Here is a 17,476-nt window from a genome sequence, read left to right on the forward strand (position 1 = left end):
ACAATCATTTCTTCTTATGCAGATCAAATTGTTATCCTTATTGCTATTGTTTGCAGCAGCACCCGCATCGTTTGTTTTTGCCCAACAACCGCAAATGGAGATATCAGGAAGGGTAAAAGATCTGCAAAGCCAGCAGCCGCTGAGGGGAGTCAGCATCACGATAAACAGAAGCGGTACCGGAACTATCACCAACAGCATGGGTGACTTTCGTTTGCAGGTACCCGCCAATGCATTGCATGATACGCTGAGAATATCTTCCCTGGGTTATAAAGTACAGTACCTGCCGATAGTAGTGAACAGGGAAATGAATATCACGCTGGAACCTGTTTCCCTTGTTTTAAAAGAAGTGGCAGTAGTGATGAAAGATCCAGTAAAGCTCCTGAAAGAGGCGATCAGAAAGATACCTGATAACTATATCAATAAGCCACACCAGTTAAGGGGTTTTTACCGTATCAATACCACACGCGGCGAGGATTATATGCAATTGTCCGAAGCCGTTTTTGATATCTTCAATCATGGCTACGGCGAAAAAGCAGGCAACGAATTGTACCTGATCCGCATGAGGTATGTCAAAGACGAAGCCGCTTCTCATGGCCTGGACCTGGGACTGAAGCCGGATTACCTGTTTGACTATGATATGGTGAAGGAAATTAAAAACAGTAAGATATTGAGTGAAGAAGGATTAAAAAATCACCTTTTTGCTATCGAGGGCATTGTTGATTATAAAGGAGCTCCCGCTTATGAAATTACATTTGATCAGCGTGCAGGCGTGAAAAAATCTTTGTACAAAGGTAAGTTGTATCTCGATAAGGAAACACTGACTTTTTTGAAAATAGAGCGTGAGCTGAGTCCCAGAGGTTTGTCCTATGCCAGTTATGGAGATCTGGCTTCCAAAACGTTGATGTCCTTGCTGGATATCCATATCAATCCCCGGAAAGATGTGCTGAGCGTGGAGTATCAGAAAGTGGGGGAGCGCTGGGTGCTATCTGATGTAGTGAGTAATACTTTACTGAATTTTTATAGTAAGAAACGACAATACAATTTTACCGCTGATATAAAAGTAAACTACATTGTTACCGCTGTAGATACCACAAAGGAACAAGCGGTTTCTATTGGTAAACGGCTCGGTGATGGTAAGGTCATAGAAAATCAAACAACGCCTCTGGAGCCTGATTTCTGGCGCCACAATACCATGTTGTTACCTGATTTTGATGCAGAAGCAGTCGCTGCTATTCTTAAGACAAGGAATGAAAACGGCCGGCTGCAAAAACAGATTCGCGGGAAAATTCAGCAGATGCCCCACGATCCTCCTGCCAGGATAGATTCCATTCTTAGCTATTATCATCTGAACAATCAATTTAATGGTACCGCCTTAGTAAAAAATAAAAATGGAATTATACTGAGCAAAAGCTATGGGTATGCCGACAAAGAACAAAAGCTGCCGGCAGACAGCAATACCCAATACCGCATAGGCTCTTTATCTAAATCATTTACGGCTATCGTCATCCTACAGCTCATGCAGCAGGGAAAGCTGCAGCTGAAAGACTCCGTTAAAAAGTTCCTGCCTGATTATGTTCACGGGGACGTGACGATTGAACAGTTGCTTACACATCAATCGGGGATTCCTAATTACACAAACAATCCTGATTATTTATCGAAAATCATGCATCAATCTTTTTCGCTTAAAGAGCTGGTGGCAAAATTCTGTAGTGATTCACTGGAGTTTTTACCTGGAACACAATTTCAATACAGCAATTCGGGATATGTGCTGCTGGCTTGCCTGGCAGAAGGAATTTTTGGTAAACCGTTTGTGAAAGTATTGAAAGAAAACATTTTTTTGCCGGCAGGAATGCAGCATACTTACGCCGGAATTGATACTACCAGCGATAACAGGATGGCAACGGGCTATCTGTATGAAACCAAAGAACCGCTGTATTTCACGGCTAATACCCTTGGCGCTGGTGGCATTGTTTCCACTGCAGCAGACTTGCAGAAATGGTCTGCTGCATTATCTTCCAATAAATTACTTTCCAAAGAAACGATGACAGCAATGTATCAGCCACGTGTGGCTTATTCGGATTGGGATGCTTTTTATGGATATGGCTGGATGATAGATCAACGACGCTTTGCATTGTCTGCTGCACAACATAAAATCATTTATCACCCTGGAACAGATATCGGATTTTACACCATGTTTGTAAAACAGGAAGATAATGACGGCGTAATTATATTGTTGAATAATACCGGCGACTTTCCCCGTTTCGACCTCACAGATATGATACTGACGGAAATGAATGCAGACCGCTGAATAGCCGCACTAAGTTTATTTTAAACCCGGAATCAATAAAATTATTGTCTGGATAAGAAGTGACGTATTTCTTTACAAGACGAAAGAGTACGCGCTTTATATTTGCGGAATAATTTTATTTATCTATGAAAAAGTATTTCCTATTATGTACTGCAGCACTTGTGGGTAGCCTATACACACAGGCGCAGGTGACTTTTGGCTTAAAGGCTGGTTTTAGCGCCGCCAACATGTCATCCAAATTTGAAGGTGACAGCGGAATTGCTGGCGGAAAGGCCGACACCAAAATGATTCCTGCTTTCCACGCAGGCGTCATTGTGGATATTGCACTGGATGATCAACTTTCCTTGCAACCAGGTTTGTTTTTCAGTCAGAAAGGAGCTAAGTTAGAAGCGGTGACGCCTGATTTGCTTGATCGTCCCGTTACAATTAAAACAACTACCCGTTTAAATTACCTGGAGCTACCTGTTAATCTGCTATATAAGCATCAGACAGGAAGCGGTAAACTATTTGCGGGTCTCGGGCCTTATTTTGCTTATGGCATTAGTGGCAAGATGAAGATGACTTCTCCCGATCTTGCTACCATAAATCACGAAGATAAAGTGAAATTCAAGAATTCGACTGAGTACAGCGCCACTGAAATATACGTAAAACCTTTTGATGCCGGTGCTAATTTCACCGTAGGTTATGAACTGAAAATGGGATTACAGTTCAGTGTAAACTATAGCCTTGGCCTGGTAAACACCAGTCCTTACAAAAACGAAAAAGAAAAAAACCGTTACTTAGGCGTAAGTGTGGGATATCTTTTTAAGAGATAGATAATGCCACTTTTTTATGTAAGCTTAATAGCCGGCACCTGGTAAGTGCCGGCTATTAAATTATGTGCCTTTCCCTGTATATCGTCTACCTCTTTGATGAAGGACGCCGCTATTGGTGCAGCGTCTCTTCAGTGGGGTTGTTTGCTGCATCGTCCTTTTTTGTTAAAATAAGTTTACTATTAGTCACTTGAGTCCCAGAAAGCGTGAGATAGTTCATCTATTTTTAAATTTTCGACTTTGTAACACGGAAATATATGATGAAGAGAATATTATTATTAGGCGCGCTCGTCGGGATGCTTAATTACTGCCAGGCGCAGTTGCAGCAACCAGCTCAAAAGCCTAATGCTGCCCAGCGGGATATGATCAAACGCGGCTATGGGATGTTCATCCATTTTGGGATCAATACCTTTGCCGATGTGGAGTGGTCAGATGGTAGCATCCCGGTGGAGAAATATCATCCTACTCATCTTGATCCGGACCAATGGGTGCGCACTGCGAGAGATGCAGGATTTCGCTATGTATTGCTGATCACCAAACATCATGATGGCTTCTGTTTATGGGATAGCAAATATACTACCTATGATGTAGGCGCTTCGCCGGTTAAAACAGATGTGGTAAAAGCGGTATCGGAGGCATGTAAAAAATATGGACTTCAGTTTGCGATCTATTATTCTCTCTGGGATCGTCATGAACCATCTTATAAGGATCAGGACAAACAAAAGTATGTGAACTATATGCTCAACCAGTTGACCGAACTGTTCACCAACTATGGCAGCATCTGTGAACTATGGCTGGATGGGGGCTGGGACCGGAAGCCAGACGAATGGGGTGTTGACCAGGTATATCAGCTGGTAAAGAAATTTAATCCTGCCTGCGCCGTGAGTGTCAATCACACTATTGTAAATGAAGAGGGAAAACGGCAACCCACCGTGCCGGGAGAAATGACCGCTGACAATAAATATTACTTCCAGTATTTCCCTTCCGATTTCCGTTTATGGGATCCGAAAATGATTACAAGATTTGATAAAAAACAATATCTGCATAAAGGCCAGTCCTATTACCTTCCCTTTGAACATACCATCTGTATCAGCGACCGACTGAACTGGTTTGAAAAATCCCCACAGTTGCCTGTTCGCGAGCTGGATGAACTGGAGGAGTTATTTTACTGGAGCACCGATAACGACAATTGCCTCGTGATGAATGTACCTCCTGACCAAACCGGCCGTATCAGGGAATATACGGCGCTCAGGGCAATTAGTTTGGGTAAGCGACTGGGATTGTCCATAGGCAAACCACTACCCAAGAATGGCCGGTTTATTTCAGCATTAAAACCGGCTGCCGCTTCCAGTGTATATCCGGATAAAAACAATAAGTATAGTGGCAGCGCTGTCAATGATGGTAACCTGGATAGCCGTTGGGCAGCTACAGATACCATTGCCAGCGTGGAAATGGATCTGAATCCCGCAGATGCTTTCAATAAGGTCAGCATCTTCGAGTACAAAGACACGAAAGAACTGCCGGATGGCTTTTCTCAAATCAGACTTCCCCGCATCCAGGAATATGCGATAGATATATTCAATAATGGGGAGTGGCAAACGATTTACATGGAGTCGAAACCCATGGGCGATTGCAAAGTAGTGAGGTTGCCACGCAGCTATCACGCCAGCAAGCTGCGCTTCCGGGTCACCAAAGCCAGTGCGCCTCCATCGCTGTATGAGATTTGTGTGATAGATATGAAATAAAGTTAAAAGCAAAACAGGATGCGGCCAACCTTCACCGGTGGCCGCATTTTTGTTAGCGGACTCATTGTTTGATTTAATATAAACTTTACACCCCATTCATTTGTAATAAAAGTTACTGCCGTAGCTTTAAGCTAACCATTGCATTACTGATCCTGTTTCAGGCAGATTTTTCAAACCAATAAAACTTTCATCATGGCAAACAAAGAGGTAACAATCATCCTTGTCCATGGGGCTTGGGGAGATGGTTCACATTGGAGGCATATCATTCCTTCCCTGCATAAGGAAGGGTATCATGTGAGAAGTGTACAGAATCCCCTGACCTCCTTAGAAGATGACATCAATAAAACCCGGGATTTAATTGATGCGCAGGAAGGGAAGGTGCTGTTGGTAGGACACTCTTATGGTGGTGCAGTTATTACTGGTGCGGGAAATCATGATAAAGTAGTGGGTCTGGTATACATCGCGGCTTTTGCGCCGGACGAAGGGGATAGCCTGGGAGCCATTTTCGGGCGCAGGGCGCAGCCAGCGGGAGGCGCCAGCATCTATCCCGATAGCAAAGGGTTTTTATGGTTGAAGTATGATGAATTCCATGCTTCCTTTTGTGCGGACCTGCGGGAAGAAGAAGCCCTGGTAATGTCGTTATCCCAGAAGCCCATACATGGGCGGTGCTTCGGTGATGCAACGGGTACTCCTGCCTGGAAAACCAAACCCAGCTGGTACCAGGTGTCGGATAAAGACCTGATGATTCCACCTGAAACAGAACAGGAAATGGCGGAACATATCCAGGCTAAGAAAATTATTCATCTCGATGCCAGCCATGCATCACTGGCTTCTCATCCTGAAGAAGTAGTGGCGCTCATTCTGGAGGCGGCCAATCATAAATAGTTCATCCTTCAAATTATAGCAGCGAAGCCCCGCCTACAGTGTAGTACGGGGCTTTTTGGTGCCTCCTTTGCCCGAAAAGAGGATCAGGTTGATTAGCTGCAAAAGTGTATTGTGATGATGTAGGCTCTGCCGAGGCTATGCTTAGCACCTGCTTAGTACCTATAGAAGCAGTGCAGGAGAGGTGGACTTGATGCGGGGGTGAGGTTCGGATGTATAACCGGGATAAAATGGCATCAGCAAGTGTATGGAGGTCAGAAGTGGCCATAGCAGCGCTACTTCAGTACCAGGCTGTAGCTTCGGAAAGAGATGTATTATTTAAAGAAAGCAGGTATAAAGGATTTATTCATCAAAATATCTCCGGGGGCAGGATCGCTTCATTCCAGTTGAATGACAGCTGGATATGCGTGTGTATAGGTAAGGTTAGGAAGCAATCTTGTCCGCTTGGGATAAGTACGTTTTTTTGCATATTTAGGAACCTGTGGCGCTGCCACCGCAATAATATCGGCGGCCATATATTGCCTGTTGCCCGATGGGCCGTCTTTGTACATCGCTCTTACCTGGAAAACCACTATCAGTGAGCCCTCCCCGGGCACATCGAGTGAAACATTTGTTTCCTGGAAAGTGGTATCCGGCGCTATCATGAGCGTAACCGTTTCGCTACCCGCCACCTGACGGGATCTAAAATCAATACGCGTGGCGATCACTTTTACTTCCAGCGCAGCAATGCCTTTATACCCGGCGATGGTTTGAGCCGGAATATTTAATATTCCGTTAGGGAGAAGGCGGGGAGTCACTGTAAGGAAACGATCTACGCCGGTATGCTGATTGAAGCGGAAGCCTGTCAGGGCGGCATGATGATCGCCGGCAGCAATGAGTAGCTTGTTGAGCCGGTTGATGTGGCCGCCATCACAGTGGATATCCAGGTGGCCGTAGAAAGCCTTACGGATAAAAGCGCCTTTCCTGCTGGCGATGCCAAAGCGCCGGGATGCACGACGGGTAGCAGCCGTTTGCTGCACGCTTTGAGGCATGCTGCGCAGGAAGTATTGGCCATTGCGTTTATACCCAATGAGAGGACCGAGTTTTCCCGTAAAGGGAAGGATAGACATTTGTTTTGCCATGGAAGATAATTTTGATAAGATAAATATAAGATAATCCGGGGAACCTGTTTTCAGGGTAGATGGAAGATCAGCCCAAGGGAGTGTATGGGCATTTAGCACATATTGAAAAAAAGATATTCCCCAACTTGTCAACCTGATCCGGAAAAATACGATGTCCTGTAAGTTTATTGGTAAATTGAACAACTAATCATCGAAACCTTTACCATGAAGCTAACAGTTGCTTTTTCCATTTTACTGTCATTCGTCTTTGGCGCTGCATTCTCCCAGGAACCTGCGGAAAGCCAGTATGCCGCCGCAAAATTTGAGCAATATTTCAATGCGCATCAGTACGACAGCATTTTTGCTACCTTTTCTGAACAAACCAAAGTCAGTCTGCCGCCGGATAAAACCAATGCATTTCTAACCCAGCTGAACAACAGGTATGGACGTATTACGAAGCGTACGTTCCTGGAGTATCGGGCCCCGTTTGCTGTATATAAAACCACGTTTGAAAAAGGCGTTATACTACTGCAGATAGCGGCAGACAATAATAAAGCGATTACAGGATTGTATGCGAAGCCTTATGAAGAACCGGACACCCTGCGGAATGTAACGCCTATGCACCTGCCTTTTAAAGGAGAATGGACGGTGTTCTGGGGCGGTGATACCAAAGAATTAAATTATCACGTGGTGGTGAAGTTTCAAAAGAATGCCTTTGATATTGTGATGAATAACAAAGACGGAAAGAGCTTTAAAACCAATGGCAAAACCAACGAAGATTATTACGCATTTGGTCAACCCATTATTGCTCCCTGCGATGGGGAAGTGGTGTTGGCGGTAGATGGCGTCAAGGATAATATCCCGGGCGTGCTGAATCCTATCTACGTTCCGGGTAATTCTATCTTAATAAAAACTAAAAACCAGGAATACGTTTTCTTCGCACACTTCAAACAAAATACTATAAAGGTAAAACAGGGAGATGTGGTGAAACAGGGACAATTACTGGGCCAGTGCGGAAATTCAGGAAACTCTTCCGAACCTCATTTACATTTTCATTTGCAGAATACGGAAGACTTTAATCAGGCTACCGGCATAAAATGTTTTTTTGATAAGCTGACCGTCAACGGGGTTGTCAAAACTGATTATTCACCTATCAAAGGGGATCAGGTAAAGGGAAATGAGTGATGGTTTTTTGCAAGGGGATTTGTATTTTTTATAAAATATAATCATTATATTCAATGCAATTTCCTACTACCAAAATCTGTCGAACAATGAAAAAAATGCTACAATCATGGCTATACACCATTTTAGGTGTGTCATTCCTATTAACGATGCTGCATCCCGCTGAAACATATGCGCAGGGTGCCGCGCCTTCCCAACACCTGACCTTCTCTTTTCCCGCTGATGCGGTATTGAAAATGCATAAGATCAAAATTGTGCAATCTGCTTTTACGGAGTATTTTGAAATGCATAGTTTTACGAACGGCTATGCAGGATTGCAACAGACGCCTGACAGCAGCAAAGGAAGCTCACATACCCTTATTTCGTCCCTCTGGGATCCCAACACTGCCGGTGGCATTTACTCCGCGGTGCAATATAAAGCCAGTAATACCTATACCGGTCGTTTCGGCGGGGAAGGAGATGGGTATCAATCCATTAACCCCTACAACTGGACGCTTAACACCTGGTACAATATGGTGATCCGGTCATGGAAGTCTGGGGGACAATTATACATTGCTACTTTCATCAACAATCTGAGTAATAACCAATGGTTTCATACCGCCACGTTATCGATTCCTGCTCCTGCCAACAATTTAGGCTCCGGCAACGATGCCTTCCTGGAAAACTGGGATGATAACGTTAACTGGAATGGGGCCTTTGTACGTAAAGCATTTTTTAAAGATTGCTGGAACCTGAACACGGCAGGAGTATGGCAAAAGCATACGAGTCGTACTTTCAGTGCCAACGCCGGTGATCAGGGACGCAACGGGATATACGACCGGGCTTTTAATGCAGGTTATGATGCTACGGAAGATGCCTATTTTATGGTGCATGGCGGAAGTACTACACCAGATGCAGCTTTCGGCACCGGACGTACGCTGTCGCTTCCGGCACAAACCAACCAGGGAACGGCACCAGTTATCACTGCCGGTGTTGTATCAACGGTGAGCGCTACCTACAGCAGCGGTACTACCACCATCAGCTGGACCAACAACAATACTACGGGGCCGCAGTTATCGGCTAAAGCAGAGATCCTGAATGGAGCAGGCACTGTACTGAGTATTCAGCAGGATACGGTGCCACAGAAGCGCAGCGCGGTTATTGCAGGTACGCTTGCAGCTGGTACCTATACTGCCCGCGTTACTATCCGGGACATTTTTAATAATGTATCTTCAGCAGTTACCGGCACTTTTACGGTTGGTGGTAGCCCTGATACTACCTGGTACAAAATAAAGAATGCGTACAGTAATTTGTATCTCGGCGTGAAAGACAGCAGCAAAGCAGACCTGGCAACTATCGCACAATATAGCAATGGTAGTGGCTACCATCTGCAATGGTATCTCAGCACCCAGAATGGCGCGAAGGTGATCATCAATCGTCGTAGCGGCAAAGCCATTGATCTGCCGGGAAGCAGCCAGACAGCCGGCACGCACCCGATACAATACACCGTGCAAAATGGACTTAACCAGCAATGGAACCTGGTAGCTGTTACCGGCGGCGCCTATCTGATCCAGAGTAACCTGTCCAATCATTATGTGCTGGATGATTCTGCCAGTAGCACCATCAGCGGCACCGGTATCATTCTGTATCCGGCCAGTGGCAGTAACGGCGGTACTAATCAGCGTTGGCTGCTGGAGCAGGTGGTGAATCCACTCAGTGCTCAAAATGCCATGGCATCCCCTCAAACACCAGCGTATGCAACGCCGGATGCTACAAAGATGCAGCTGTATCCTAATCCCGTGCATAACAGCTTTTACCTGTTTGTAAAGAAGCAAAAAGATCAGCCATCAGCGTTTATTTATAGCCTGGAAGGACGACTGATAAAAAAGATAGCGGTATCGTCTACCCCTTCGAATGTGGACGTTTCCGCATTAGAAGCCGGAATGTATTTTGTGAAGTATGGTGATGAAACGATTCGGCTGGTGAAGCAATAATAGCAATGATCGTATAAATCAGCAAAGCCTGCAAACTGTTTGCAGGCTTTGCTTTTGATGTTAAGTGCCGGAGTTTATTGTCCGTTGATTTCTTTTCGATGCTTCACAAACATTTTTCGGAGGAAGGTCGTTATGGTGTACGTCAAACTCATCGTAATGCATAATGGACATACTCCAAAACGAAAGAACAGGAGCACTATTTTTTTATACCAGGGGATATTGGCAGGAATGACCGGGCAGCTGATACCATCGCCGGCCACTTCTTTGATACCCCAGATATTGAGGGATGCTTTCATGTGGTCAGTTTTGGATTATCCGAAAAAGTGATAGATGCAGGTGGCTAATAAGGCAACAGCAGCAATACATAGAATGATCATGGTGTTTTTGTTCATTGGGCGTAGTTTTAAATGATTTCAACTATTAATACCCCATGCTTTTATTTATCACCCATTTATTTGTGCTTTATTTTTTACCTGTTGTATGCATTTGTATTGCTGGTTGGCGGCGGTATGTTTATTTTTCCAACCCATTTTTTTCATCAAACTGCTCATGGGTTCCTTGTAAAAGAAAATGGCTTTTAAGATACGTTGGCAATTTGCGGTGATCTTTGTCAGCCACGCCATCACTTTTTCTTCTCTGTCGGGCGGCCGCTGTAATTCGAACATCGCCACCCCGCTATCCGGCAGGTAGTGTTCCAGGTTATCAACGGGTACGAGCTTATTATCGCGGAGTCTTTTCAGCCACAGGTTTCTGGCGATCGCGAATAAGTAGGTTTTTAGTGAAGACGACAGGATAAAGTCTGTTTGCCGGACTTTTTGCAGGAGAACGATCATGGCTTCCTGGAAAATATCTTCTGCATCTGCGGTGGTGCCGTTATGCTGGGTAACATAGGTGAATATGGAAGGAGAATATAGCCGATATAGCCGCTCAAACGCGCCCGCGTCTTCGTTTTTAAGTTGGTCAACCAGGGTGTTGTCAGGTATTGTTTGCATTTGATGATAAAATTAGTCAATAGTCTATACCCCAAGGCGGCTATTATCACCCATGATATTGAAATTTATTTTTGTGGTCAGAATTCCAGGGGCACCACCATCTGTTTTACTATCGGCTCCAGGTTGTTCAGAGACCGCCGCCACCGGGCTTCCATCTCCTTTTTTTCCTGTAGCTGAAAGAGAATTTGCCGGACCGGATTTTTAGGTAAATAAAAATCTATTGTCAGCCTGGTTTTGTTTGCAGCAGTTTTTTCGATGGTGTAACAGGTAACGTAATTCTTTTTTTCAGCTGTTTCGCTGAACAGTACCTTTTCTTCGGGGTTATAGGTGAAGCTGCTGGTAAACATCAGTATTTCCTGCCCGTTTTGCATCACGTGCCGGTGACGACTGCCGATACCCGGTAAAAAATGTTCTACTTCGTCCACTGCCTTTACATCTTCCTGCCATTGATGACGGAATTCAAAATGTACCACGGTGTAAACCAGTGTTTTGATATCTGCATCATAGTCTCTGGACACCGATAACATTTTCTTTTTGTCTGCCAGTGCCGGCGCGGGGTCTGGATCGGGGATGATGTTGTTTTTGAGTTCACTCAGTTGGGTATAGTGAAAGGGAACGTTGCCTGTTTCCGTTTGTTTGGTACTGGCATCCCATTTCATCCATTGTGCCAGGTCGGGTGGTGGGCCGTTTAACAGGTGATCTGTTACGAGCCAGTATTCATGTTGTTCGATATCGTTTTTGAGTAATTGATGTGCCAGGATCACATCTTTCCCAATTAACTTACTAAAATTCTTTACCTGGTAGGTAGTGAACTCTCCGTAATGGGTGATTACTTTCAGGGTAAGGTCAATGGCGGAGATACAGGCCCGGCATTGACAGATTTTACGGTGGTCGTAGGTATTCAGATGCCGGTGAAATTCACAGAACATCTTTTCCACCTGCCGGTACAATGCCGGTAGTTCCAGTGGCGCGCCGAATTTATAGAACAGGATGGCATCTCCTTCTATTTCAGAGATTTCCAGGTCTGTTTCATTGGCATTGATCAGCACTTCCAGCAACTGCTGGATAATATGCCGGCTATGCCCGATCTCAATTTCATTCACAAAACGGGTAAAGCCACTTATATCAGGAATAAAAAGCAGCCCTTGATTTTCCATCTTTTACTTATTTTTTTAAAGGTAATAAAAAAGCCGGTGGCGTGTGGTGCTTAAGTTATTAAGTCCTAATTTTGCCGTGAACGAATCACCAGCAACTGTAAAATGACTACCAGCACTGTTAAAACAAAGCCGATAAAGGACGGAAATATCAGGATTGCCACCCTTCTCGCATTTGCGATGATCCCCATGTCGGGTTTCGCTACAGACATCTACATTCCGTCTCTGCCGGGAATGGCCAGCTCGCTGGGCATCACGAATAGTCAGGCCCAGCTTACCCTGAGCCTGTTCCTGATCAGTTATGGCCTATCACAGCTTTTTATCGGCAGTTTGCTCGACAGCTACGGCAGATATAAGATTGCGCTGGTATCTATGCTCATCTTTTGTGCTTCCTGCGTCACCATTGCCAATACACATAGTATTTATGTCATCTACGCCATGCGGATATTGCATGGTATCACCATCGCAGCTATGGTGGTAAGTAAGCGTGCATTTTTTGTGGACCTGTATTCGGGAGAGAAGCTGAAACACTATCTCAGCATTTTTACGATCATATGGTCAACCGGACCTATTGTGGCACCTTTCATTGGCGGGTACCTGGAAGTGAATTTCGGATGGAGTTCCAACTTTTATTTCCTGGGTGCTTTTGGGGCTATTTTATTCCTGCTGGAATTTATTTTCAGCGGAGAAACCATCAAACATACCACCCCGTTCCATCCTGAAAAGATCCTGTCTATTTATGCGGGTATGCTCCGTACCAGCAGCTTTACACTGGGCGTATCCCTGCTGGGGCTCGGATATTCTATGGTGATGGTATACAACATGTCAGGTCCTTTTATCATTGAGCACTTTTTTAATCTGTCGCCGGTTGTTACCGGGTATTGCTCGTTGCTGCTGGGATTTGCCTGGATGGTAGGCGGCTTTATCGGCAAAGCAATGATCAATAAACCCTTTCCCCGTAAAATGAGCATCAATGTTGGATTGCAGTTGTTATCAGCGGTGGCGTTGCTGCTAACTTTTTCCCTGTTTGGCGGATTATGGACGATACTGGTATTTGCTTTCCTGGTGCATGTAGGCGCCGGTTTTACATACAATAATTATTTTACTTTTTGTTTGCAGCGATTTCCAAAGAACGCCGGTATTGCCGGTGGTCTGACGGGTGGTTTATCCTATGTCATCGTGTCTGTTCTCAGTTATAGTCTTATATATTTCCTGCCTGCAAAAGATGGCAGGAACCTGTCGTTCAGTTATATGTTCCTGATCCTTATCAGCGGTGTGGTGATGTACCGGGTGCTTTCATTGAGCAGAAAAGAGGAGCAGGTCGTAACATTGTAGGGCAAACGGTCATGTATATACGTTTCTTTGGTGGCAATATAAACCCGGCGTGGGTAGTGTGACGTAATTGCCCCGCAATTTGACATTTTTACAACCCTTGCTGTTGGATATTCTCGTGTAAGTTTGTTTCATCTAAACAACGTACTATATGAAACGCAAATCAGCCTTCATCTTATTGCTACTCATCTCTGCATTTTCACAAATAAATGCGCAACAGCAAACGGGTAAATATGCCTCCGTGAACGGCTTAAAAATGTATTATGAAATTCATGGCAGCGGACAACCACTGGTATTGATTCATGGTGGTGGATCTACCCTTCAATCCAGCTTTGGCCGTATTTTACCGGAGCTGGCGAAAACACACCGGGTGATTGCTGTAGAGATGCAGGCGCATGGGCATACAGCGGATATAGACCGCCCTTTGAGCTTTGAGCAGGATGCCGATGACGTGGCTGCATTGCTCAAAGAACTCCATATCGAAAAAGCGGATATCATGGGCTTCAGTAATGGTGGCACCACTTCGCTGCAAATTGCGATCCGCCACCCGGAAATCGTGCATAAGCTGATCCTGGCTTCCGCGCTCTACAAACGGGATGGCATGCCTGCCGGCTTCTTTGATGGTTTTTCAAATGCGACCCTGGATGTGATGCCTAAGTCACTGAAGGCGGCTTACCTGGAAGCTAATCCTGATCCCAAAGGCCTGCAGCGCATGTTTGACCGCGACGTGGCCAGGATGAAAGGATTTACAGATATCAGCGATACGGATATTAAAGCCATCCAGGCGCCTGCACTGGTGGTGAATGAGTCGATCAATGGAGTGCTGCCAGATCATGCACTGCTGCTGTCACGTACGCTGCCACATGCACAATTAGTCATTTTCCCCGGCGGACATGGCGCATACATGGGAGAAATAGATTCGCCCAATAAGCATAGTAAAATGCCGGATGCTTTGCTCATCCTGATCAATGAGTTCCTTCAAAATTAAATCACATTATCTTCCTGTTAAAGCGATCCGGAACAGCAATTGTTAAAGGCCTTTCGATTAAATTTAATCACTAAATTAGTTGAATGAAAGGTTTTTGGAAGTATTTCTGGATCATCTACATCCTCTTCTTTGCGATCCCATTCCCCCTGTTTATTTATTACATGACGGTGTATGGGATCGTGGAAGTGGATACCAATCCCTGGCTGGCACTGATCTACCTGGTCATATCTGTTATACTATGGATCATATTATTGCAGGGCTGGTTCAGGAAATGGGTATTGATGCCCTTTATCATGCAAAGGAATATCAGGCGTCTTTTAACAGATGGGGCGCGGAAAGAAGCCCGGATTACACATAGCCAGGAATTGATCTCCGCTGGAAATAATCTTGTCACGAAAGAAATTGTATGTACGCTGCAGAACTTCGTGGGCACAACGATTACAGAAAAGCTAGTCGTAAATGATAGTCAGCCTGCCCTCCGCCGATATGAGACAGGAAAAAGCGTCCAGTTGCGAATTGATCCTGCGCTCAAGGCCGTTCCTCCCATCACCCCTGATGGTGTACAGGTAACCATAAAAAAAGGCGGGATACTATTACTGGGCATCGTTTGGTTAGCAGTAGTGGCGGCAGTTATCGGGTATTACTGTTATGCTTATATCCTGGAAAACAGTGGCATGGGCTGGCGTTTTCTAAGGTTTTATCACCCCCTCCTCCTGATTCCTTTAATTTTACTGTTGACCCGTTGGGGCCTGATGAAATTATTTAAATTCATCGGAGGCTCGCCGGCCGCCATGTTACGCTTTAAATATTACGGCATACGTACCGATGCGCAGATTGTATCTGCTTCGCAAACGGGCACCTATATTAACGAGCAACCCCAGCTACGGTTTGAACTACGCTACCAGGACGCCTCTGGCATCAGCCATACTGCTTCGTTAAAGAAAATAATTCCGCTCCTGGAACTGGACATCGCCAAACAGGCCACTGTCCCGGTTTTCTACCTGAAAGAAAAACCGGAACAGATAGCCTTTGCCAGTGATGTGGAAGCTTAAAAGAAATATGATCATGATGCAGTTACAAAAGATAATAACCATCGTATTAGTGACAGGGTGTATGTCCTGCCAGTCATTCCGGGATTCTATTCATGATACCTTCAATGGTACTAATACAGATAGCACCCGTCAGCATGCAGGAACGCCGGCCGCCAACAGGATGGTGGAAGAGAGCAGCAGTACTACTGTTACTTCTTCCACTGTACATACCAGCAGTACAGTGACCTCGTCTACAGAACATAGCAGCAGCGATGGTTTTCTGGCCAATGCAGCCAGGCTGACGGCCGCAGAACAGGCGCTTCGTCACTTACCGGCCTTCGCAGGAAAAGATATTTATTTATATGAAGGCATTCATTTCTATGATGATGGCAGGATAGGTACCAAAGTGCAGCATCCGCAAAACCCGGCATATATTGATGAATACGAATTTGTGAATGGACACTGGAAGGCGCCGGAACCCGTGCAGCTCTCTGTACATGATGATATCCAAAAACGACTGATTAAACTGGATGATATTAGTTTCGGTAGTGTGGCAACGGTGTACCGTAATTACCAGCTAAAAGCAGATAGTGTGACAGGCACCAAATCGCTTACACATATATACGCCATATTTGATAACAAGGGCTTCAGCTGGTATCCCCAATCCCTGGATGGTAGCAGGGAACGCTATTTTATTAGTTTTACGAAAGATGGTAACCTGCAGCGTTTTTACCGTGAGTAACGCTTTGTAAGGTAGTTTGTCCCCCTCCGGGAGTTTCGATCGTTATGAGGTTGAAATTATCTTCCGCGAGGAGTATAACTAACCAACAAAGCAAGTATGAATACAGACAGCTTATTCAGGCCATTCCGCCTGAAATCCCTGAACACAAGGAATCGTTTTGTTATGTCGGCTATGACCAGGTCCTTTTCTCCCGGAGGGGTGCCTGGCGCTGATGTGGCCAGCTATTACCGCAGAAGAGCGGAAGGCGAAGCAGGCTTAATCATTTCAGAGGGAACAGTCATTGACCGGCCCTCTTCCTCCATGGAGCCTAATGTCCCCAGATTTTATAGTGCGCCTTCCCTGGAGGGCTGGCAACAGGTGATAGATGGTGTCCTCGCCGCAGGAGGCCAAATGGCACCACAGCTCTGGCATGCAGGCATACAGGATGCTGCGCCGGCTGGGTGGGCACCGCCGGTGCCGTTTGAAGGTCCTTCCGGTATTGGTAATGGTCGTGCTATGACGGATGCCGACATCGCTGATACCATCGCCGCTTTTGGCCGCGCTGCAGCAAATGCAAAACGGATGGGCTTTAACAGTATAGAAGTGCAGGGCGCGCATGGTTATCTTATTGACCAGTTTTTTCGGGAAGATACCAATACCAGGACTGATCTTTTTGGTGGTAAAACACTGGCCGAACGTACCCGGTTTGGCGTAGAAGTGACCAAGGAAATACGAAAACAGGTAGGGGAAGATTTCGCGCTGATCATGCGCATATCGCAATGGAGCTTTAAAAACTTCCATGAAAAGCTGGCTGCAACACCGCAGGAAGTGGAAGCGTGGCTAACGCCGCTGGCCGATGCCGGCATAGATATTTTTCATTGCTCTACCCGCAGGTTCTGGGAGCCGGAATTTACAGGATCTGATCTGAACCTGGCCGGCTGGGCTAAAAAATTAACAGGGAAAGCTACCATCACCGTGGGTTCTGTTGGTTTAGATAAAGATGTTACCTCGTTATATGTTGGTGAAAATTCATCGCCCGCCTCTATTGATGAACTGATTCGCCGAATGGATAATGATGAATTTGACCTGGTGGCAGTAGGCCGGTCTATTTTAACAGATCCTTACTGGGTACAGAAATTGAGGGAAAACAGGATGCATGAATGGCAGGGGTTCAATAAAGAAGTGCTGGGTAAATTAGTGTAGCGGGATAGATTAAGCGGCGCGCACCGGAGGGTCCGAAAAATAAAGAATAGCAT

General features: G+C 45.5%; 15 protein-coding genes. 11 read left to right on the plus strand and 4 right to left on the minus strand.

Going from position 1 to position 17,476, the window contains the following annotated elements; genetic code table 11:
- Positions 1-16 precede the first annotated feature (16 nt).
- The 4 genes from AB4Z08_RS15815 (at position 17) to AB4Z08_RS15830 (ending at position 5,750) form a co-directional block, all read left to right on the plus strand.
- Entirely contained in the window at positions 17-2,308 is a 2,292-nt protein-coding gene (locus AB4Z08_RS15815) for a serine hydrolase (protein ID WP_441574726.1), read from the plus strand.
- Between the two features lie 125 nt (positions 2,309-2,433).
- Positions 2,434-3,123: a porin family protein gene (locus tag AB4Z08_RS15820; RefSeq protein WP_441574727.1), complete on the plus strand. Its 690-nt coding sequence runs from the start codon at positions 2,434-2,436 to the stop codon at positions 3,121-3,123.
- Positions 3,124-3,377: 254 nt separating this feature from the next.
- Positions 3,378-4,865 (plus strand): alpha-L-fucosidase, encoded by a 1,488-nt coding sequence (locus tag AB4Z08_RS15825; protein WP_441574728.1) that lies wholly within the window; start codon positions 3,378-3,380, stop codon positions 4,863-4,865.
- A gap of 192 nt (positions 4,866-5,057) precedes the next feature.
- Entirely contained in the window at positions 5,058-5,750 is a 693-nt protein-coding gene (locus AB4Z08_RS15830) for an alpha/beta hydrolase (protein ID WP_441574729.1), read from the plus strand.
- A gap of 374 nt (positions 5,751-6,124) precedes the next feature.
- On the opposite strand, the gene AB4Z08_RS15835 is transcribed toward AB4Z08_RS15830, so the two are convergent.
- Positions 6,125-6,868 (minus strand): hypothetical protein, encoded by a 744-nt coding sequence (locus tag AB4Z08_RS15835; protein ID WP_441574730.1) that lies wholly within the window; start codon positions 6,866-6,868, stop codon positions 6,125-6,127.
- Positions 6,869-7,072: 204 nt separating this feature from the next.
- Between AB4Z08_RS15835 and AB4Z08_RS15840 the strand changes: the two genes are divergently transcribed.
- Together AB4Z08_RS15840 and AB4Z08_RS15845 are read left to right on the plus strand one after the other, a co-directional pair.
- Positions 7,073-8,032 carry a peptidoglycan DD-metalloendopeptidase family protein gene (locus AB4Z08_RS15840; protein WP_441574731.1) on the plus strand — a complete coding sequence of 320 codons (960 nt, stop codon included), beginning with the start codon at positions 7,073-7,075 and terminating at the stop codon, positions 8,030-8,032.
- Positions 8,033-8,118: 86 nt separating this feature from the next.
- Positions 8,119-10,002, plus strand: coding sequence for a DUF3472 domain-containing protein (locus AB4Z08_RS15845; protein WP_441574732.1), 1,884 nt, complete (start codon positions 8,119-8,121; stop codon positions 10,000-10,002).
- 74 nt (positions 10,003-10,076) lie between these two features.
- Here AB4Z08_RS15845 and AB4Z08_RS15850 read toward each other — a convergent pair whose 3' ends face one another.
- The 3 genes from AB4Z08_RS15850 to AB4Z08_RS15860 form a co-directional block, all read right to left on the minus strand.
- Complete coding sequence (locus AB4Z08_RS15850; protein WP_441574733.1) at positions 10,077-10,298, minus strand: hypothetical protein; 222 nt, start codon at positions 10,296-10,298, stop codon at positions 10,077-10,079.
- Positions 10,299-10,445: 147 nt separating this feature from the next.
- Positions 10,446-10,994, minus strand: coding sequence for an RNA polymerase sigma factor (locus tag AB4Z08_RS15855; protein WP_441574734.1), 549 nt, complete (start codon positions 10,992-10,994; stop codon positions 10,446-10,448).
- A gap of 77 nt (positions 10,995-11,071) precedes the next feature.
- Positions 11,072-12,151, minus strand: a complete 1,080-nt coding sequence (locus AB4Z08_RS15860; protein WP_441574735.1) for a DUF2652 domain-containing protein — start codon at positions 12,149-12,151, stop codon at positions 11,072-11,074.
- A 102-nt stretch (positions 12,152-12,253) separates the two neighbouring features.
- On the opposite strand from AB4Z08_RS15860, the gene AB4Z08_RS15865 reads away from it, so the two are divergent.
- The 5 genes from AB4Z08_RS15865 to AB4Z08_RS15885 all read left to right on the plus strand — a co-directional run bounded on the left by AB4Z08_RS15865 (position 12,254) and on the right by AB4Z08_RS15885 (position 17,423).
- Positions 12,254-13,483 carry an MFS transporter gene (locus AB4Z08_RS15865; protein ID WP_441574736.1) on the plus strand — a complete coding sequence of 410 codons (1,230 nt, stop codon included), beginning with the start codon at positions 12,254-12,256 and terminating at the stop codon, positions 13,481-13,483.
- Between the two features lie 148 nt (positions 13,484-13,631).
- Complete coding sequence (locus AB4Z08_RS15870; protein ID WP_441574737.1) at positions 13,632-14,468, plus strand: alpha/beta fold hydrolase; 837 nt, start codon at positions 13,632-13,634, stop codon at positions 14,466-14,468.
- Positions 14,469-14,551: 83 nt separating this feature from the next.
- On the plus strand, positions 14,552-15,520 hold the full coding sequence (locus AB4Z08_RS15875) for a hypothetical protein (protein WP_441574738.1): 969 nt from the start codon (positions 14,552-14,554) through the stop codon (positions 15,518-15,520).
- Between the two features lie 13 nt (positions 15,521-15,533).
- Positions 15,534-16,241: a hypothetical protein gene (locus AB4Z08_RS15880; protein WP_441574739.1), complete on the plus strand. Its 708-nt coding sequence runs from the start codon at positions 15,534-15,536 to the stop codon at positions 16,239-16,241.
- A 96-nt stretch (positions 16,242-16,337) separates the two neighbouring features.
- Positions 16,338-17,423: an NADH:flavin oxidoreductase gene (locus AB4Z08_RS15885; RefSeq protein ID WP_441574740.1), complete on the plus strand. Its 1,086-nt coding sequence runs from the start codon at positions 16,338-16,340 to the stop codon at positions 17,421-17,423.
- Positions 17,424-17,476: the final 53 nt, after the last annotated feature.

Source organism: Chitinophaga sp. RAB17 (assembly GCF_052114225.1).
Taxonomy (GTDB): Bacteria; Bacteroidota; Bacteroidia; order Chitinophagales; family Chitinophagaceae; genus Chitinophaga.